Below are 16,272 nucleotides of genomic sequence, written 5' to 3'. Positions count from 1 at the left end.
TCCCTGCACTCGGATGCAGCTCGGACGAGTTCACGCCGACGACGGCGGAAGCGGGTACGCGAAATTATTCGTACGGGAAAAGCTCGAACAAAGTTCTAATAGAATTGTCGGAAACCAGCAGAACGGGAACGATCCGGCGGGCGTCGAGAGCCGCCACCTGCGCCCCTGCGACTTGAAATGACATTTCTCATTCAATGGCTTGGGAAGATGCCACGTTGCCCGTCGGCATGAGATGCCGTCTCCGACATGTCTTTCGCGACGCGGTGTCGCGCGTGTCCGTAGTCTCACGGTCCTTGCCGCGCCTTGTGCATCGTTCGCCGGCCGATTCCCCACAGCGTCAGATTCCAGGCGATGCAGGTGCCGAGCGCGAGACACAGACCGACGGCCGAGCCGAACGACTCCACCGCAACGTGCAAGACGGCAATCGCCGTGCCGAATCCGAGCAGGCCCCAGGCGGAGTTGGCGAGCACCGCCGCGGTCGGCGGGCCGCCGATGCGCGGATGCAGGATCACCATGATGCTGGAGAACACCACGGGATACAGCGCGATAATGCCGCTGATGCGGGGTCCCACCCAGCCCGAAGTCGAGACCACGATGGCGACCAGGGTCGCGACCAGCGCAGCCCGCATCGGCACGTCGTACCAGCGGCGCGTGACCAGCGGCATCTTCACATGGCGATAGCCCGCCAGGAGCGGAATGCAGATGCCGAAGGCGATCAGATTGGCGGCGAGCCCGGCGGTGAGCGACCAGTCGAACTGGCGGATGATCGAGGCCAGCACGATCCAGACGGTAACCGCGCTTCCACAACTCACCGCAAAACCATGCCGCTGCGCCAGCACGACATAAGCGAGGCACATGAAGATCGTCGCCGCATTGATCGGAAGGCTCGCCAGCGAACCCTGCGCGATGAAGGCGGCATCGTGGTCGAGCGCGAGGAAGACGTAGGAGGGACCGGCCGAGATCGGCAGGGTCGCGACCAGCGCGCCGATCACCGGCCCCGCGCGCTCAGTGATGATCGAGGCCGTCACGACGAACGCCGCCGCGATCGCCATGCGCAGGAGAAGGAAGAGGAAGAAGTGGAGATCGGGGGACATTTTTGGCTTCTTACCCTCCCCTGGAGGGGGAGGGTCGGCTCATATTGGGCGCAGCGAAATATGAGACGGGTGGGTGACAGTCTCTCAACGGCGACGGTGCCCGAGTGGAGAGATCACCCCACCCCGCTCGCGCTATGCGCGATCGACCCTCCCCCTCCAGGGGAGGGTAAGAGACTCACATCCGCTGCATCGACACCGACACCTTCGGGCCGTTCTTGATGGTCTGATAGACCACGCAATATCGCTCGGTCAGCTTGAGCAGGAGATCGAGCTTGTCCTGCGGCGCCGATGTATCGACCTCGAAGCGCAGACGGATCTCGGCGAAGCCGACCGGGGTCTCCTTGTCGACGCCGAGCGTGCCACGGAAATCGAGATCGCCCTCGGCATAGACGTTGCCGGTCTTGAGCGGCACCTCGATCGCAGTCGCGACCGACTTCAACGTGACCCCGGCACAGGCGACGAGCGCCTCAAGCAACATGTCCCCGGAGCAAAGCTCGAGGCCGGAACCGCCGGTCGCCGGATGCAGGCCGGCAAGCGCGATGGCGCGGCCGGTCTCGACCTTGCAGGCGATGCCTTCGCTGTCGGTGGAGCCCTTGGCCTTCAGCGTGATCAGTGCGGTCTTGGGATCGGTCTTGTAGCGCTCCTTGATCGGAGCCTGCATCTGGCGCAGCTCTGCAGCGTCCATTTTCGTTCTCTCCCGGAAAATTGCCCCTCGATGTACCGGTTCAGAGCGAAATTGTCACCACCACATGGCCTGACCGGGACCCTGGGTTGCGTCACGGTCGGGCACGTTGCGGTCGAGCGAACGGTCGAGTGACGTCAGCACACTTCGCTTGAAATTCTCGAACAGCGGCGAATTGCGGTCGCGCGGCCGGCCGAGATTGATCTCGATCTGGTCGAACAACCGGCCCGGCCGCGGCCGCATCACCAGCACGCGGTCGGCCAGCACCACGGCCTCGTCGACGTCGTGTGTGACGAGGATGAGGGTCGGCCGCGTGTCCGCCCAGAGGTCGAGCAGATGATCCTGGAGATCCCTGCGGGTGAAGGCATCGAGCGCGGAGAACGGCTCGTCGAGCAGCAGCACCTCCGGCTGCGGCACCAGCGCGCGTGCGATCGCAACCCGCTGCGCCTGTCCGCCGGAGAGCTCGCGCGGCCAGGCCTGCGCCTTTTCCGCCAGCCCGACGCGTTCGAGCGCACGGGCGACCTTGTCGCGGCGCTCGGCCGCGGGCAGATCGGCGAGTCCAAAACCGATATTGTCGGCGACGCTGAGCCAGGGCAGCAGCCGCGGCTCCTGGAAGATGATGCCGATCTTGGCATGCGGCGAGACGATCGCCTCGTTGTCGAGCGTCACCGTGCCAGCGCTGGCGCGATCGAGGCCGGCGATGGCACGCAGCAGCGTGGACTTGCCACAGCCGGAGCCGCCGATGATGGCGATGATCTCGCCCAGCCTGATTTCAGCGGAGAAGCGTGAAAGCGCCTGCACGCCGTTGGGATAGGTCTTGCTGACCCGGTCGAGCGCCAGCATTGCCTCAAGCTCCCTTCGCGCGCCCGAAGGCATCCTGCCAGCGCAGGAAAGGCGCGGCCGCGACCTCGATCAACCAGTCCGTGAGCTTGCCGAGGATGGCGAAGATCACGATTGCGGCCAGGATCTGCGCGGGCTTGCCGAGCTGCTGGCCGTCGAGCAGGAGATAGCCGAGGCCTTCGGAGGCGCCGATCAGCTCGGCCGCGACCACGAACATCCAGCCGAGGCCGAGACCGACGCGCAAGGACACGACATAGGCCGGCAGCACCGCCGGCAAGAGGATGCGGCGGATCATCGCCGGGCCGGACAGGCGGAAGGTGCGGCCGACCTCCACGATCTTGCGATCGACTTAGAGTATCGCGCCCATCACGCCGAGATAGACCGGAAAGAACACGCCGACCGCGATCAGCGCGACCTTCGAGGTCTCGAAGATGCCGAGCCAGAGGATGAACAGGGGCACCCAGGCGAGCGAGGGAATCGCGCGCAGCGCCTGCACGGTCGGATCGAGCAGCCGGCGCGCCAGCGACCAGTAGCCGGAGACGGCCCCCAACATCGTGCCTGCGATCACGCCGAAGGCGAAGCCGAGCCCGACGCGCCACAGCGTCGCCGCGATGTGGCGGACCAGCTCGCCGGAGCGCGCGAGCTCGGTGATCGTGGCAAACACGCGCGAGGGCGGCGGCACCAGGCGCCCGTTGGACCAGCCGGACCAGACCACGAGCTCCCAGCCGAGCGCAAGCGTCAGCGGCAGCAGCACGCCCAGCATCGGCCGCGCATAGCGCGACAGCCGCGACGGTGCGGCGGCACTTTCGGCGGGTTCCGAAGATTGTTGCAGGACTGGCGCGTCGGAGATCATGGCCGGTAGGAAGCGCGTCTCGGGCGGGAATGCAACACTACTCTTGCCGCGGCCGCTGCTGTCGTCCCGGCGAAGGCCGGGACCCATAACCACAGGAAGGGGTTTGAGGCGAAGACGGTCACTCCGAGTCCTCGCAACCACATCTTCCTGTGGTTATGGGTCCCGGATCTGCGCTTCGCTTGTCCGGGACGACAGCGGAGTTTGCAGCGCCGTGCCTGCCTCTTCCCTGCCAATCAATTCGTCGGCAGCGGGACCTGATCGTCGATCAACGCATCCAACGTCGCCTTCACGTCGACCTTGGCGTCGACGACGCCGGCTTGCTGCAGGGCGAGGCCCGCGGCGAGGATCGACTCGCGCTGGGGCGCGCCGATGCGGCTATGGGTGAGCTCGGTGCGCTCCTTGAGCTGCTTGTCGACGACCGCCTCGGGAAGCTTGGTCACGGCGATGAAGGTCTTCTTCAGCTCGTCGTAATTGGCTAGCGAATATTTGCGCGCCTCTTCGTACACCGCGAGGACGCGGCGGGCAGCGTCGGGATAGTCCTTTAAAAACTGCTCGCGCACATTGAGGATGCCCCAAGTGTTGGCTTCGGCCTTGCGGTAGAACAGCTTTGCGCCCTCTTCGACCTCGGCCTGCGCCATCATCGGATCGAGGCCGGCCCAAGCATCGACGTCGCCGCGGATCAGCGCGGTCTTGCCGTCGGCGTGCTGGAGCAGCACCGGGGTGATGTCCTTTTCGGTGAGGCCCGCCCCTAACAGCGCACGCACCAGGAAGATGTGCGGATCGGTGCCGCGCGTCACCGCGACGCGCTTGCCCTTGAGGTCTGCGACGCCGGCAATCTTGGAATCCTTCGATGTCACCAGCGCCGTCCACTCAGGGCGCGAATAGACATAGATCGACTTGATCGGGTTGCCGTTGATGCGGGCGACCAGCGCCGCCGAACCCGCGGTCGAGCCGAAATCGATCGAGCCGGCATTGAGGAATTCGAGCGCCTTGTTGGAGCCGGCCGACTGCACCCAGGTGACGGTGATGCCGTCCTTGGCGAACTCCTTCTCAAGGAGCCCCTTCTGCTTCAGAACCATCGACACCGGATTGTAGGTCGCCCAGTCGATGCGGATTTCCTTGAGCGGATCGGCCGCCTTGGCCGCGGGGGTCACGGCGAGCGCAACCGCTCCCGCCAACAGAATGCGTCGTGTAATTCCGGTCATGCCCAGCCTCCTCCAAAACTTCATTGTTTTTCAATGAGTTATATCTAGAGGTCAACGAGAAAATCCGCCCCTCGAAAGCGCGCCGGCCGAGAACAGATTTGCCCAAAGCCGCGCCTTTCCAGCATGGAACGACTATTGCCAGAGAATGGCGGGTGACAGCGCCTGTCACCTCTTATATCCGGTGGGACATGGACAGCGTCGCGACTGAGCACAAGGCCGAGGTGGACGATCGTTTCGACACTGCGCGGATCACCGCCGCGGTCGATGCGCTTGCCGAAAAGCACCAGGGACGCGAGGACGCGTTCCGCACGGCCATGGCGCAATTGCTCAAGGCCGAGCTGATCGCGGCACGTGCCGCGGCACAGGAAATCCTTCTGAAGGACCGCCACGGCCGTCGCTGCGCCGAGCGGCTCTGTCACGTGCAGGACGAGATCATCCGCATCCTGTATTCGGCGGCGACCCGCCATCTCTACCGCTCGCCGATCCCGAGCGGAGCCGAGCGCATGGCGGTGGTCGCGACCGGCGGCTACGGCCGCGGCCTGATGGCGCCCGAATCCGACATCGACCTGTTGTTCATCCTGCCCTACAAGCAGACCGCCTGGGGCGAGCAGGTCGCCGAAGCTATCCTCTATTGCCTCTGGGACATGGGGCTGAAGGTCGGCCACGCCACGCGATCAGTGGACGAGTCGATCCGGCAGGCGCGCGGCGACATGACCATCCGCACCGCGATCCTGGAGACGCGCTTCCTCACCGGCGACAAGCCGCTCTATGAGGAGCTGGTCGCGCGCTTCGACAAAGAGGTCGTGCAGGGCACCGCGTCCGAATTCGTCACCGCCAAGCTCGCCGAGCGCGAGGAGCGACACCGCCGCGGTGGCCAGTCGCGCTATCTGGTCGAGCCCAACGTCAAGGACGGCAAGGGCGCCTTGCGCGACCTGCACACGCTGTTCTGGATCGCCAAATACGTCTACCGCGTCCGCGACACCGGCGAGCTGGTCGAGCGCGGCGTGTTCGATGCTCAGGAATACCGCAGCTTCCGCCGCTGCGCCGATTTCCTCTGGTCGGTGCGCTGCAATCTGCATTTCTACTCCGGCCGCGCCGAAGAGCGTCTCTCCTTCGACCTCCAGCGCGAGATCGCGGTGCGGCTCGGCTACACCTCGCATCCCGGCATGCAGGATGTCGAGCGCTTCATGAAGCACTACTTCCTGGTCGCCAAGGAAGTCGGCAACCTCACCGCCATCCTCTGCGCCAAGCTCGAGGACCAGCAGGCCAAGCCCGCGCCGGTCCTGAGCCGGATGATGGCGCGGCTGCGGCCGACCGCGGCGAAGCGGCGCGTCCCCGACAGCGACGACTTCATCGTCGACAACAACCGCATCAACGTTGCCGCACCCGACGTGTTCAAGCACGACCCGGTCAATCTGATCCGCATCTTCCGCCTCGCGCAGAAGAACAACCTCGCCTTCCATCCGGATGCGATGCGCGACGTGACGCGATCGCTCGGCCTGATCAACGCGCAGATGCGCGAGAATCCCGAGGCCAACCGGCTGTTCATGGAGATCCTGACCTCCGACAACGCCGAGATCGTGCTGCGGCGGATGAACGAGACCGGCGTGCTGGGCCAGTTCATCCGTGCCTTCGGCAAGATCGTCTCGATGATGCAGTTCAACATGTATCATCACTACACCGTCGACGAGCACCTGATCCGCTGCATCGGCTTCCTCCAGGACATCGAGCGCGGCGGCATCGAGGAATTCGCTTTGGCCAGCGACCTGATGCGCAAGTCCCGGCCCGAGCACCGATCGGTGATCTACATCGCAACGCTGCTGCACGACGTCGCTAAGGGCCGGCCGGAGGACCACTCGATCGCCGGCGCCAAGGTGGCGCGACGGCTGTGCCCGCGGCTCGGGTTCAGCCCGGCCGACACCGAGCTCATCGCCTGGCTGATCGAGGAGCATCTGACGATGTCCACGGTCGCGCAGTCGCGCGACCTCTCGGATCGCAAGACCATCGAGAATTTCGCCGCCGTGGTGCAGTCGGTCGAGCAGATGAAGTTGCTGACGATCCTGACCACCGCCGACATCCGTGGTGTCGGTCCCGGGGTGTGGAACGGCTGGAAGGCGCAACTCTTGCGCTCGCTGTACTACGAGACCGAGCCGGTGCTGACCGGCGGCTTCTCGGAGGTCGACCGCGGCAAGCGCCTCACCGCCGCCTACGCTGAATTCCGAAATGCCTTCGCCGAATGGCCGGCGGAGGAGCTCGATGCCTATATCGGCCGGCACTATCCGGCCTACTGGCTCAAGGTCGAGCTGCCACGAAAAATTCGCCACGCCCGCTTCGTCCGCTCCAGCGAACAGGCCGGCCATAAGCTCGCGATCAATGTCGGCTTCGACGAGGTCCGCGGCGTCACCGAGCTGACGATCTTCGCGGCCGACCATCCGTGGCTGCTCTCGATCATCGCCGGCGCCTGCGCCTCGGCCGGCGCCAACATCGTCGATGCCCAGATCTATACCACGACCGACGGGCGCGCGCTCGACACCATCTCGATCTCGCGCGAATACGACCGCGACGAGGACGAGGGACGGCGCGCCACACGCATCGGCGAGATGATCGAGGACGTGCTGGAAGGCAAGCTGCGCCTGCCTGAAGTGGTGGCGCGGCGCACGGTGCGCAGCAAGGCACGGCCCTTCGTGATCGAGCCTGAGGTGACCATCAACAACCAATGGTCCGACCGCTACACCGTGATCGAGGTCTCCGGTCTCGACCGGCCCGGCCTGCTCTACGAGCTGACCACCGCGATCTCGAAGCTCAACCTCAACATCGCCTCGGCCCATGTCGCGACCTTCGGCGAGCGCGCCCGCGACGTGTTCTACGTCACCGACCTCCTGGGTGCGCAGATCAGCGCGCCGACCCGCCAGGCCGCGATCAAGAGCGCGCTGACCCATGTGATGGCCGGCGACAAGGCGGTCCAGCCGGCGGCGTGACCTTCCTTCGTCACTCCGCGCTCGCGGCTAATGGGCCCTGCCCCCTGACTATCATCGCGCCGACTTTTGCTCAGAGTGTCGCAGCGCGTTCACGAGCGCAGACAGCGCGGCTGGTTGATGCTGACGACTGGGATAATACATGAAGAAGCCGGGAATTGGCGGCGTCCAATCCTCCAGCACCCGAAGAAGGCGGCGCTTCGCAATATGTTCGGCGACCTGCTCTTCATAGGCGAGCCCGATACCGACTCCGGCGAGCGCCGCCTGAATCACCAGGTGAGTGTCGTCAATGATGAGCGGGCCATTCACGTTGATCGTGACCGACTTTCGTCCTTGCTCAAACTCCCACCGATATGGACCACCTGCAAGACGCAGGGTAATGCACCGATGATCGCTCAGGTCCCTCGGCTTTTCGGGGATGCGTCGTGAAGCGAAATAGCGTGGCGACCCTATGACCGCCAATCGCAGTTCGGGCGTGACACGAACCGCGATCATGTCCTTTTGAATGTACTCGCCAAGCTGAATACCGGCATCGAACTCGCCTGCTACGAGGTCCACTGGGCCAGTGACGGTGACGACGTCCAGAACGATGTCGGGGTAGGCCTCAGCGAAAGCTCTGAGCCGCGGTAACAGTACCATCACCGCAGCCGATCGCGACATCACAATTCGAAGGCGACCTTCGGGTCGGCGCCGAATGCTCCGGGCCTTGTCGAGGGCATGACGGATTTGCTCAAGGGCCGGAGACAGATCCTCCAGGAGAGCCGCTCCCGCAGCGGTCGGTGCAACGCTCTTGGTCGTTCGAGCGAGCAGCTTCAGTTCGAGCCGTTCCTCAAGCCTCCGGATCGTGTGGCTCAAGGCAGACTGAGACACGCCCAGCTTTATCGCGGCGCGTGTAAAGCTTCGTTCGCGGGCCACGATTGCAAACGCGGCGAGGTCGTTCATTTCGTCTGTCATCATCATGAATATCGCTCATGAGCCCATGCCATTCAAGACACCTAGTCTCATAAGTCACCTCGCCGTAGGTTTTGCGCGAGCAGGGAGACGACCTGCAGCTTTTCTGCGCGATGGGCAGGTCGACGCTCGGCACAGCTGCCGGACCGCATGAATGAGTCCGGTGCAAGAGCTTTGAGGATGACAATGGATACGGACGTTCCCGCCTTGCGCTCGCTTGCGCAGACCTATTTCGACGCTGCCTATGAAATGGATGCTGAGAAGTTTGCATCCATATTTCACCCCTCGAGTTCCGTGACGAAGGTGGCCGAGGACGGCAAATTGGGCGTGACGCCGATTGCGTCCTGGCTGGCAGTGGTCCGCAACACGAAAGCTCCGAAGCAACTGGGCTTCGAGCGGGAAGATCAGATCCTATCAATAGACGTTGAGAGCGAGCTCGCGCTCTTGAAAGTCAAGCTGCGCATTCCCCCGCGTTCCTTCACGGACCTGCTGTCGTGCTTGAAGGTGAACGGGACCTGGAAAATAGTGCAGAAAGTGATGACGTCGAAAGTCTGACGGATTCGTTACGGCAGGCAGCGTCCATGAGGCAGGTGCGGCCACAGGCACGGTCCGCTCAATCCATTCTCAAACGGACTCTCGGACCTGCACCCCCTCATGCCGCAGCAGCCAGCGCTTGCGCTCGAGCCCGCCGCCGTATTTCACCAGCGAACCGTCGGCGCCGATCAAGCGGTGGCAGGGCAGCACCACGCTGATCGGATTGGAGCCGTTGGCATGACCGACGGCACGAATGGCTTTTGGCACATCGATCTTTGCGGCCAGCGCGCCGTAGCTCATCGTGGTGCCGGCGGGGATGTGAGCCAGCGCGTTCCAGACCTTCTGCTGAAACGGCGTGCCGGCGATACGCCATGCGATGGCCGAGAGCTGACCGAGATCGCCTTCGAAGTAACCCGATAACGCGATCCGCATGGATGCAGGCGCAGGCCGGTAGCTGAGATCGACCGCACCGTAGTGCAAGCGCAAGAGCTCGCGCATGCGATGCTCATAGTCTTCCCAGTCCAGTGCGCGTAGCGCACCCTCGGCATCGGTGACGAGCAGAGCAATCCCGATCGGCGTCACCAGGCGATCGAGGCCGAAGCTTGCAGACGGTTTGGTTGGTCGCCCGGGCATGGTGGCACCATAGCATCGAAACATGCCATCGCACTTGCCATGCCGGCCGTGCTATCGTCCACCCGAAAGCTGACGCTGGGGGAGCTCAACTTGATCCTGATCGCCAATATCCTGGTGGCGCTGGTCGCCGCACTGCATGTCTTTTTCCTGATCCTGGAGATGTTCCTCTGGGACAAGCCGCAGGGCCTGAAGGTGTTTCGCAACACGCCGGAGAAGGCCGAGATCACGAAGGTGCTGGCCGCCAATCAGGGCCTCTATAACGGCTTCCTCGCCGCCGGCCTGATCTGGGGTCTGGTCCACGGCAACCCGGCCTTCGCATTCCAGATCAAGGCGTTCTTCCTGCTTTGCGTGATCGTGGCCGGCGCCTATGGCGCCGCGACCGTCAGCAGCCGCATCCTGATGGTGCAGGCGCTGCCGGCGGCGGTCGCGCTGGTCGCGTTGCTCCTGGCCTGAGACGCCTGACCACGGACTCCTCGGCCTGAGACGCTACGGCGCAGCGCCGCGATCCTTGCGCGGCGGCGAACCTTCCTCCACAATCTTCGGCAGCGATGGCGACCGTTGCAATCGACGGGAAAAGACCATCGGCCGAAAATTCCGTCAGGAGGAACAACCAACATGACCAATCGCAGAGCCTTCTTAGCTGCCACGACAGCGCTCGCCTTCGCGTTCTCCGCGAACCAAGCCTTCGTAAGCCAAGCCTTCGCCCAGAAGAAATACGACACCGGGGCGACCGACACCGAGATCAAGATCGGCCAGACCGTGCCGTTCTCCGGCGCCTACTCCGTCTACGCCAATATCGGCAAGACCCAGGCCGCCTACTTCAAGATGATCAACGATCAGGGCGGCATCAACGGCCGCAAGATCAATCTGATCCAGTATGATGACGCCTATTCGCCGCCGAAGACGGTGGAGCAGGTGCGCAAGCTCGTCGAGGGCGACGAGGTGCTGTTCACCTTCCAGCTGATCGGCACCGCGGCCAACGCCGCCGTGCAAAAATATCTCAACGGCAAGAAGGTGCCGCAGTTGCTGGCCTCGACCGGCGCGGCCCGCTTCAACGATCCGCAGAACTATCCCTGGACCATCGCCTACAATCCCAACTACGTGTCCGAGGGGCGCATCTACGCCAAATACATTCTCAAGGAGCATCCGAACGCCAAGATCGGCGTGCTCTACCAGAACGACGACATGGGCCGCGACTATCTTGCGGGCCTCAAGAGCGGCCTCGGCGACAAGGCCGCAAGCATGATCGTCGGCGAGGTCTCCTACGAGGTCACCGACCCGACGGTCGATTCCCAGGTGGTCAAGCTGAAGTCGATGGGCGTCGACGTGTTCTTCGATGCCTCGACGCCGAAATTCGCCGCACAGGCGATCAAGAAGCTCGCCGACCTCGGCTGGACGCCGGTGCACATCCTCGACATCAATGCGAGCCCGATCTCGGCGACGCTGAAGCCGGCCGGCCTCGACATCTCCAAGGGCATCATCTCGACCCAGTACGGCAAGGAGCCCAGCGATCCCCAGTGGAAGGACGATCCCGGCGTGAAGGCCTTCTTCGCTTTCATGGACAAGTATTTCCCGGAAGGCGACAAGCTCAACACCGTCAACACCTACGCCTATTCGGTGGCGGAACTGCTGGTGCAGGTCCTGAAGCAATGCGGCGACGATCTGACGCGTGAGAACATCATGAAGCAGGTCGCCAACATCAAGGACTTCACGCCGAGCTTCGCGCTGCCCGGCATCAAGATCAACACCGGGCCGAACGACTTCCGCGTCAACAAGCAGATGCAGATGATGAAGTTCAATGGCGAACGCTGGGAGCTGTTCGGACCGATCATCGAGGACACGGGACCGTCGGGCTAGTCCCGATCTCGTAGGGTGGGTTACGCCCAGCGGACTGCACTTCGCGCAGCCCGCAAGGCTAACCCACCCTACGAACGCCCACCTTGCGTCGCAACAATCGTTCCTCCACACTCGCCCTCAGCGATGGCATCGGATGCGCAAGCGCGCGCCGAGAGATCATCGGCAATAACAACTGAGGGAATTGCGAATGAGGAATGGAATGCTGCATCTGGCCGCGGCTACGGCGCTGACCCTGGCGCTGTCGATCTCTGCGGCCAATGCCCAGAAGAAATATGATCCGGGCGCCAGCGACACCGAGATCAAGGTCGGACAGACTGTGCCGTTCTCGGGGCCGGCATCGGCCTATGCCACGATCGGCAAGACGCAGGCCGCCTATTTCAAGATGATCAACGACCAGGGCGGCATCAACGGTCGCAAGATCAACCTGATCCAGTATGACGACGCCTATTCGCCGCCAAAGGCGGTGGAGCAGGTGCGCAAGCTCGTCGAGAGCGACGAGGTGCTGCTGACCTTCCAGATCGTCGGCACGCCCTCGAACGCAGCGGTGCAGAAATATCTCAACTCCAAGAAGGTGCCGCAGCTGTTCGCCGCCACCGGCGCCTCGAAGTTCACCGATCCCAAGAACTTCCCTTGGACCATGGGCTACAACCCGAACTATTTCGTCGAGGGCCGCATCTACGGCCAGTACGTCCTGAAGGAGCATCCGAACGCCAAGATCGGCGTGCTTTATCAGAACGACGATCTCGGCAAGGACTATCTGAACGGCATCAAGGCCGGCCTCGGCGACAAGGCTGGCAAGATGATCGTGACGGAAGCGTCCTACGAGGTCTCCGATCCGACCATCGACTCGCAGATTCTCAAGATCAAGGATGCCGGCGCCGACCTGTTCTTCAGCGCGACCACGCCGAAGCAGGCCGCGCAGGCGATCAAGAAGATCGCGGAGATGGGCTGGCATCCGGTGCAGATCGTCGACATCAACGCCACTTCGGTCGGTGCGGTGATGAAGCCGGCGGGCCTGGAGGCATCCAAGGGCGTGATCAGCGTCAACTACGGCAAGGATCCGCTAGATCCGGCCTGGAAGGACGATGCCGGCATGAAGAAATATTTCGACTTCATGGCGAAGTACTATCCTGACGGCGACAAGGATTCGAGCTTCAACACCTATGGCTACGGCACCGCCCAGCTGCTGGTGCACGTGCTGAAGCAGTGCGGCGACAACCTGACGCGCGAGAATGTCATGAAGCAGGCCGCCTCGCTGAAGGACTTCATCGGCGACACCGCGCTGCCCGGCATCAAGGCCAACACCTCGGCGACCGACTACCGCGTCAACAAGCAGCTTCAGATGATGAAGTTCAACGGCGAGCGCTGGGAGCTGTTCGGCCCGATCCTGGAGGATGCGGGTCCGGCGGGTTAGCTGCACACGCAACTTCGTAGGGTGGGCAAAGGCGCGCGAGCGCCGTGCCCACCATCTCTCCACAATCGCGACGAAAGTCGTGGGCACGCCCCGGGATGCGCATTCGCGCACCCCGGGGCTTTACCCACCCTACGAGCTACTCCGGTATCTCCCCAAAATTCTTCCCGATCGGCAGCACGGCGTGCCGGATCAGCCGCGAGTCCTCCACTGCGGCCTGGCGATGCTTGACCGCCTCGCGGTAGACGGGATCGCGGATCATCTCGACGAAGGCTCCGACATCAGGATATTCGGCGATGAAGCAATGGTCCCAGCGCTCGTCCTGCGGGCCGATCAGCATCAGCTCGAATCTGCCCTGCCAGATGATGCGGCCGCCGAGGCGTTCGAACACCGGGCCGCTCTCGCGGCCATAGGCCGCGTAGGCTTCGGCGCCGCTTGCCTTGCGGCCATCCGGATAGGCCGCCTCCTTGCGCAGACGTACCAGGTTGAGCATCTGGATCGGCCCTGGACGGTCGTTCTCCCGGAATTGCGCGAAAATCTCCTTGGTCGGATCGATATGGCCCATGCGTGCTTCCTCTGCGTGTTTCCTCGTGTTTTGTGCCGGCGATCCTAGCTCCGGCACGCAACCAGCGGAACTGCGGCGAGCGAATGCCGCACCTCCTAATCGCGCGTTAAGGTCTGGGTAACCGGGCCTTAAACAGCGACCGCTAGCGTGCGGCGGGGCGGGCTGACCGGGCGTTTTTGCGTATGGCGTGGGGAAAGAAAAAGGGTGGGCGGAAGGAGCCGCTATTCGGCTTGCCCGCGGCGCTCGCCGATCTGCGCCTGACCGCGGCGGACCGCATCCCCGGCGGCGACGACAAGCCGAAGAAATCAACGAAATCATCCGCCAAGCGCAAGAGCGAAGATTCCGGTGACGAGCCGCCGCGCGAACGGAAGGCGCCAGCCAGCCGCAGCGGTGCCAAGCGGCGCACCAAGTCGCGCATCGGCGCCAGCATCGGCCGCCTGATCTATTGGGGCGCGGTGCTCGGCCTGTGGGGCGCGATCGCCGTGATCGGCGTCGTCATCTATGTCGGCGCCCATCTGCCGCCGATCCAGTCGCTGGAGATCCCCAAGCGGCCGCCGACGATCCAGATCGTCGGCATCGACGGCAGCATGCTGGCGCAACGCGGCGAGATGGCCGGCGCCAATGTCTCGCTGAAGGATTTGCCGCCTTACCTGCCCAAGGCGTTCATCGCCATCGAGGACCGCCGCTTCTATTCGCATTTCGGCATCGACCCGATCGGCATCCTGCGCGCCCTCGTCACCAACGTCATGCATCGCGGCGTCTCCCAGGGCGGCTCGACGCTGACGCAGCAGCTCGCCAAGAACCTGTTCCTGACCCAGGAGCGCACCATGCAGCGCAAGCTGCAGGAGGTGGAGCTCGCGATCTGGCTCGAGCGCAAGCATTCCAAGAACGAGATCCTGGAGCTCTATCTCAACCGCGTCTATTTTGGCTCCGGCGCCTATGGCGTCGAAGCTGCCGCGCAGAAATATTTCGGCAAGTCGGCGAAGAACGTCACGGTTGCCGAGGCCGCGATGCTGGCCGGTCTTGTCAAATCGCCCTCGCGCCTCGCGCCGAACCGCAACCCCGAAGGCGCCGAAGCCCGCGCGCAAATCGTGCTCGCGGCGATGGCGGATGCAAAATTCATCACCGATGCGCAGGCGCAGGCCTCGATCGGCCATCCCTCCTACAATGTGAAACCGGTCGGCGCCGGGACGGTCAATTACGTCGCCGACTGGATCGGCGAGGTGCTGGACGATCTGGTCGGCCAGATCGACGAGAGCATCAAGGTCGAGACCACGATCGATCCGAAACTGCAGAGCGTGGCGGAAGCCGCCATCATCGACGAGCTCGCGGCCAAGAGCGTGAAGTTCAATGTCAGCCAGGGCGCGCTGGTGGCGATGACGCCGGATGGTGCGGTGCGCGCCATGGTGGGCGGGCGGAACTATTCCGAGAGCCAGTATAACCGCGCTGTGACGGCAAAGCGCCAGCCGGGCTCCTCGTTCAAGCCGTTCGTCTATCTGACCGCGCTCGAGCAGGGCCTGACGCCTGATACGATGCGCCAGGACGCGCCAATCGAGGTCAAGGGCTGGCGACCCGAGAACTACACCCATGAGTATTTCGGCGCGGTGACGCTGACGCAGGCGCTGGCGATGTCCCTCAACACCGTCGCCATTCGCCTCGGCCTCGAGGTCGGACCGAAGAATGTGGTGCGCACCGCGCACCGGCTCGGCATCTCCTCCAAGCTCGAGCCGAACGCCTCGATCGCGCTCGGCACGTCGGAAGTCTCGGTGGTCGAGCTGGTCGGCGCCTACGCCCCCTTCGCCAATGGCGGTCTCGCGGTGGCACCGCACGTCGTCACGCGGATCAAGACGCTGGGCGGCAAGCTGCTCTACATGCGCCAGCCTGAGGAGCGCAATCAGGTCATCGACCCCCGCTATGTCGGCATGATGAACGCGATGATGCGCGAGACGCTGATATCAGGCACCGCCAAGAAGGCCGAGATCCCGGGCTGGCCCGCGGCCGGCAAGACCGGCACCAGCCAGGATTACCGCGACGCCTGGTTCATCGGCTACACCGCAAGCCTCGTCACCGGCGTCTGGCTCGGCAATGACGACAATTCGCCGACCAAGAAGGCGACCGGCGGCGGCCTGCCGGTGGAAGTCTGGTCGCGCTTCATGCGCGCCGCGCACGAGGGTGTGCCGGTGGCGGCATTGCCGAGCACACAAGGTGGCTGGGGCCTGTCGAACCTCGCGCAGGCGGCTTCGCAGGTGTCGCCGCCGACGTTGGCAGCGCCCGGGCCGGCACCCGCAAGCAATGGCGGCTATCGCCCACCGCCGACGCGCGCCAATGCGCGGCCGGAGGCTGCGGCAGGGCTCGATGGCTGGCTGATGGACCGGCTGTTTGGCGGAAACCGTTAGGCGCGGCCTGAGGTCCGCGTGGCCTCAAGACAAAAACTGCGAAAACAACCCCATGCACAGTAGCCCGCGCTAACGATATCAACGGCTTGCGCGGGCCGCACAGACGCCTGAACTGCGCCTCGAAGTCAGCTCCACCACTTCGACAAGTCCTGCCAATCACGGCAGGATCAACCGAGGTGAGCTACTCCCCAAAAGCAAAAACACCAGCCGCTCCACTCTCCGCTGTCATTCCCCGCGAAAGCGGGGAATCCAGCACGCCGCGGCTTCTCGATTCAA

Annotated in this window: 13 protein-coding genes and 1 pseudogene; 6 read left to right on the top strand and 8 right to left on the bottom strand. The window is 63.9% G+C overall.

Annotated features, from left to right (window positions below; genetic code table 11):
* Positions 1-284 precede the first annotated feature (284 nt).
* From GGD67_RS11855 to GGD67_RS11835, 5 genes and pseudogenes are all read right to left on the bottom strand, one after another.
* Positions 285-1,094, bottom strand: coding sequence for a hypothetical protein (locus GGD67_RS11855; protein ID WP_179732872.1), 810 nt, complete (start codon positions 1,092-1,094; stop codon positions 285-287).
* 175 nt (positions 1,095-1,269) lie between these two features.
* On the bottom strand, positions 1,270-1,779 hold the full coding sequence (locus GGD67_RS11850) for an OsmC family protein (protein WP_028139616.1): 510 nt from the start codon (positions 1,777-1,779) through the stop codon (positions 1,270-1,272).
* Between the two features lie 54 nt (positions 1,780-1,833).
* Entirely contained in the window at positions 1,834-2,619 is a 786-nt protein-coding gene (locus GGD67_RS11845) for an ABC transporter ATP-binding protein (RefSeq protein WP_179732870.1), read from the bottom strand.
* 4 nt (positions 2,620-2,623) lie between these two features.
* Positions 2,624-3,469: pseudogene (locus tag GGD67_RS11840) on the bottom strand (ABC transporter permease).
* A 233-nt stretch (positions 3,470-3,702) separates the two neighbouring features.
* Positions 3,703-4,674 carry an aliphatic sulfonate ABC transporter substrate-binding protein gene (locus GGD67_RS11835; protein WP_018319531.1) on the bottom strand — a complete coding sequence of 324 codons (972 nt, stop codon included), beginning with the start codon at positions 4,672-4,674 and terminating at the stop codon, positions 3,703-3,705.
* A 188-nt stretch (positions 4,675-4,862) separates the two neighbouring features.
* On the opposite strand from GGD67_RS11835, the gene GGD67_RS11830 reads away from it, so the two are divergent.
* Entirely contained in the window at positions 4,863-7,652 is a 2,790-nt protein-coding gene (locus tag GGD67_RS11830) for a [protein-PII] uridylyltransferase (RefSeq protein WP_018319530.1), read from the top strand.
* Between the two features lie 51 nt (positions 7,653-7,703).
* Here the strand turns inward: GGD67_RS11830 and GGD67_RS11825 are convergent, their stop codons facing one another.
* Positions 7,704-8,606 carry a LysR family transcriptional regulator gene (locus GGD67_RS11825; protein WP_409411104.1) on the bottom strand — a complete coding sequence of 301 codons (903 nt, stop codon included), beginning with the start codon at positions 8,604-8,606 and terminating at the stop codon, positions 7,704-7,706.
* Positions 8,607-8,786: 180 nt separating this feature from the next.
* Between GGD67_RS11825 and GGD67_RS11820 the strand changes: the two genes are divergently transcribed.
* Positions 8,787-9,155 (top strand): nuclear transport factor 2 family protein, encoded by a 369-nt coding sequence (locus tag GGD67_RS11820; protein ID WP_026202199.1) that lies wholly within the window; start codon positions 8,787-8,789, stop codon positions 9,153-9,155.
* 69 nt (positions 9,156-9,224) lie between these two features.
* Here the strand turns inward: GGD67_RS11820 and GGD67_RS11815 are convergent, their stop codons facing one another.
* Positions 9,225-9,767: a methylated-DNA--[protein]-cysteine S-methyltransferase gene (locus GGD67_RS11815; RefSeq protein WP_179732868.1), complete on the bottom strand. Its 543-nt coding sequence runs from the start codon at positions 9,765-9,767 to the stop codon at positions 9,225-9,227.
* Positions 9,768-9,806: 39 nt separating this feature from the next.
* Between GGD67_RS11815 and GGD67_RS11810 the strand changes: the two genes are divergently transcribed.
* The 3 genes from GGD67_RS11810 to GGD67_RS11800 all read left to right on the top strand — a co-directional run bounded on the left by GGD67_RS11810 (position 9,807) and on the right by GGD67_RS11800 (position 13,038).
* Positions 9,807-10,220, top strand: coding sequence for a DUF1304 domain-containing protein (locus tag GGD67_RS11810; RefSeq protein ID WP_179732866.1), 414 nt, complete (start codon positions 9,807-9,809; stop codon positions 10,218-10,220).
* 162 nt (positions 10,221-10,382) lie between these two features.
* Complete coding sequence (locus GGD67_RS11805; RefSeq protein ID WP_038970676.1) at positions 10,383-11,624, top strand: ABC transporter substrate-binding protein; 1,242 nt, start codon at positions 10,383-10,385, stop codon at positions 11,622-11,624.
* Between the two features lie 187 nt (positions 11,625-11,811).
* Positions 11,812-13,038 carry an ABC transporter substrate-binding protein gene (locus GGD67_RS11800; RefSeq protein ID WP_179732864.1) on the top strand — a complete coding sequence of 409 codons (1,227 nt, stop codon included), beginning with the start codon at positions 11,812-11,814 and terminating at the stop codon, positions 13,036-13,038.
* 136 nt (positions 13,039-13,174) lie between these two features.
* Here the strand turns inward: GGD67_RS11800 and GGD67_RS11795 are convergent, their stop codons facing one another.
* Positions 13,175-13,600, bottom strand: a complete 426-nt coding sequence (locus tag GGD67_RS11795; protein ID WP_018319523.1) for a DUF1330 domain-containing protein — start codon at positions 13,598-13,600, stop codon at positions 13,175-13,177.
* 182 nt (positions 13,601-13,782) lie between these two features.
* Here GGD67_RS11795 and GGD67_RS11790 point away from each other — a divergent pair, with 182 nt between their 5' ends.
* Positions 13,783-15,996 (top strand): transglycosylase domain-containing protein, encoded by a 2,214-nt coding sequence (locus GGD67_RS11790; protein WP_179732862.1) that lies wholly within the window; start codon positions 13,783-13,785, stop codon positions 15,994-15,996.
* The last annotated feature ends 276 nt before the right edge of the window (positions 15,997-16,272 follow it).

The organism is Bradyrhizobium sp. IAR9, from assembly GCF_013408065.1.
Classification (GTDB): Bacteria; Pseudomonadota; Alphaproteobacteria; order Rhizobiales; family Xanthobacteraceae; genus Bradyrhizobium.
This window is presented reverse-complemented; position numbering and strand designations above follow the sequence as displayed.

Excerpts from the sequence above, each read along its gene's own strand:
- GGD67_RS11800 (WP_179732864.1), top strand. The coding sequence starts at position 11,812 with ATGAGGAATGGAATGCTGCATCTGGCCGCGGCTACGGCGCTGACCCTG.
- GGD67_RS11835 (WP_018319531.1), bottom strand. The coding sequence starts at position 4,674 with ATGACCGGAATTACACGACGCATTCTGTTGGCGGGAGCGGTTGCGCTC.
- GGD67_RS11855 (WP_179732872.1), bottom strand. The coding sequence starts at position 1,094 with ATGTCCCCCGATCTCCACTTCTTCCTCTTCCTTCTCCTGCGCATGGCG.
- GGD67_RS11820 (WP_026202199.1), top strand. The coding sequence starts at position 8,787 with ATGGATACGGACGTTCCCGCCTTGCGCTCGCTTGCGCAGACCTATTTC.
- GGD67_RS11790 (WP_179732862.1), top strand. The coding sequence starts at position 13,783 with ATGGCGTGGGGAAAGAAAAAGGGTGGGCGGAAGGAGCCGCTATTCGGC.
- GGD67_RS11805 (WP_038970676.1), top strand. The coding sequence starts at position 10,383 with ATGACCAATCGCAGAGCCTTCTTAGCTGCCACGACAGCGCTCGCCTTC.
- GGD67_RS11845 (WP_179732870.1), bottom strand. The coding sequence starts at position 2,619 with ATGCTGGCGCTCGACCGGGTCAGCAAGACCTATCCCAACGGCGTGCAG.
- GGD67_RS11830 (WP_018319530.1), top strand. The coding sequence starts at position 4,863 with ATGGACAGCGTCGCGACTGAGCACAAGGCCGAGGTGGACGATCGTTTC.
- GGD67_RS11815 (WP_179732868.1), bottom strand. The coding sequence starts at position 9,767 with ATGCCCGGGCGACCAACCAAACCGTCTGCAAGCTTCGGCCTCGATCGC.
- GGD67_RS11795 (WP_018319523.1), bottom strand. The coding sequence starts at position 13,600 with ATGGGCCATATCGATCCGACCAAGGAGATTTTCGCGCAATTCCGGGAG.
- GGD67_RS11810 (WP_179732866.1), top strand. The coding sequence starts at position 9,807 with ATGCCGGCCGTGCTATCGTCCACCCGAAAGCTGACGCTGGGGGAGCTC.
- GGD67_RS11825 (WP_409411104.1), bottom strand. The coding sequence starts at position 8,606 with ATGATGACAGACGAAATGAACGACCTCGCCGCGTTTGCAATCGTGGCC.
- GGD67_RS11850 (WP_028139616.1), bottom strand. The coding sequence starts at position 1,779 with ATGGACGCTGCAGAGCTGCGCCAGATGCAGGCTCCGATCAAGGAGCGC.